Here is a 1,758-nt window from a genome sequence, read left to right as displayed (position 1 = left end):
GTCAGATCCCTGCGATAAAACCGGAGGGTGTGCCGTCGGCAGGATCCACGAACACCACGTCATCTGGCGCCCGTCGCGGCGTGTCGATAGCCAGAAAAACAACTGGATGGCTCAGAATGCGGGGTACGGCATGCACGGCCCGCCGGGGGAACACCAGAAGATGGCCGGGGGCAAACGGGGCCTCCTCCTTGGGGTCACCAATCCAGAATGTGCCTGTCCCGGACAGGACATGAAGCACTTCATCGCACTGGGTATGATAATGCGGCGGCACATCCCGATAGATCCGGAAAACCCGGATACTGGCTTCCGGCTTGTCGGTCAGATAGGTGTCCAGAAGCATCGTGTCCGCCGTTTCGGGAAACGCCGCCGCAATTTTATTGAGATCGAAGCGACCTCCCGTCTGGTTCAGGGTCAACAGATGTTCTTCGTCATTCATGAGGTCTGCTCCTCTCAAGCGCTTTGACTGTTTTCGTCACGGTTCTCTCCGTTCAGGCAGGAAAACTTTCGAGCACGATTTTTCCTTTGGCCTGACCGCTCTCGATCAGAGCGTGAGCCTCCCGAAGATTGTCGGCGGTAATGAGCCCGAGATTTTTGCCAAGCGTCGTGCGAAGACGACCTTCATCTACGAGCCGCGACACGTCGTTCAGGAGTTTCCCCTGTGCGTTGATGTCTGCCGTTCCGAACAATGAACGCGTGAACATCAGCTCCCAGTGCAGGGAGAGGCTTTTGCGCTTGAGTGATACGGCATTGAGTTCATCAGGATCATCAATCAGGCCGAAATGTCCCTGAGGGGCAAGAAGTTCGACGATCTCTGTCAGATGCCGGTCTGTCTGCGTCGTTGAAAAAACAAAACCGGGAGCACCTGTCGGAAGGGCAGCAACCTGTGCGGCCAGAGGCTTGCTGTGATCGATCACGTAATCTGCCCCGAGAGATGTGACCCAGTCCTGCGTTTCGGGGCGCGACGCCGTGGCAATGACCGTGATATCAGTCAGAACCTTGGCCAGCTGGATTGCCATGGAACTGACTCCACCTGCGCCCCCGATGATCAGAATGGACGGCGTCGTTCCCGGGACAGGCCGACGAATGTCCAGGCGATCGAAAAGCATCTCCCAGGCGGTGATTGCTGTCAGCGGTAAGGCTGCGGCTTCGGCCCAGTTCAGAGAGCGGGGTTTGCGACCGACAATCCGTTCATCGACCAGATGAAACTCCGCGTTGGTCCCTGAGCGATCAATCGCCCCCGCATAAAAGACCTCATCGCCGACAGAAAAATCCGTGACGTCCGGTCCGGTGCCGACGACAACGCCTGCGGCATCCCAGCCCAGGACACGCCACTGACCAGCATCCGGTGTTGCGCTGCTGCGGACCTTTGTATCAACCGGATTGACCGATACGGCTCTGATCTCCACCAGAAGATCCCGCCCTGTGGGGACAGGTTTTGGCAGATCAATATCCTGAAGGGACGCCGGATTTTCGATGGGAAGCGGCGTCTGATAACCGATGGCCCGCATGATTGTCTGCTCCTCTGTTGAATGAGGAGAAGAGTGAGCACTATGCTGTTTTCAGACAAGAACGCACTTTTAACGCCCATAGTGTCGGAAATGATACCGTTATGACCCGCATCCGCCATCAGTCGCTTGATTGCAGCCCCGGCTGCGCTGTTGAGGCAACGCTTCAGCTCATCGACGGGAAATGGAAAGGTGTGATCCTCTATCACCTGCTTCAGGGGACATTACGCTTCAACGCCATCCGCAAGCGTTT

At 56.9% G+C, this 1,758-nt stretch carries 3 protein-coding genes; 1 reads left to right on the top strand and 2 read right to left on the bottom strand.

Annotated features, from left to right (window positions below; genetic code table 11):
* Position 1: 1 nt before the first annotated feature.
* Positions 2-436: a cupin domain-containing protein gene (locus GAL01_RS15370; RefSeq protein WP_062026929.1), complete on the bottom strand. Its 435-nt coding sequence runs from the start codon at positions 434-436 to the stop codon at positions 2-4.
* Between the two features lie 52 nt (positions 437-488).
* On the bottom strand, positions 489-1,508 hold the full coding sequence (locus tag GAL01_RS15365) for a zinc-binding alcohol dehydrogenase family protein (protein WP_062026931.1): 1,020 nt from the start codon (positions 1,506-1,508) through the stop codon (positions 489-491).
* 101 nt (positions 1,509-1,609) lie between these two features.
* On the opposite strand from GAL01_RS15365, the gene GAL01_RS15895 reads away from it, so the two are divergent.
* The coding region (locus GAL01_RS15895; protein ID WP_218017104.1) for a winged helix-turn-helix transcriptional regulator at positions 1,610-1,758 on the top strand (149 nt) is incomplete at its 3' end.

The sequence above is a fragment of the Gluconobacter albidus genome, assembly GCF_002723915.1.
GTDB classification, from domain to species: Bacteria; Pseudomonadota; Alphaproteobacteria; order Acetobacterales; family Acetobacteraceae; genus Gluconobacter; species Gluconobacter albidus.
The sequence above is the reverse complement of the archived record's forward strand: the minus strand, read 5'-3'. Positions and strand labels throughout refer to the sequence as shown.

What these genes read in the sequence shown, in the direction of transcription:
- GAL01_RS15370 (WP_062026929.1), bottom strand. Translation starts at nt 436, where the DNA reads ATGAATGACGAAGAACATCTGTTGACCCTGAACCAGACGGGAGGTCGC.
- GAL01_RS15365 (WP_062026931.1), bottom strand. Translation starts at nt 1,508, where the DNA reads ATGCGGGCCATCGGTTATCAGACGCCGCTTCCCATCGAAAATCCGGCG.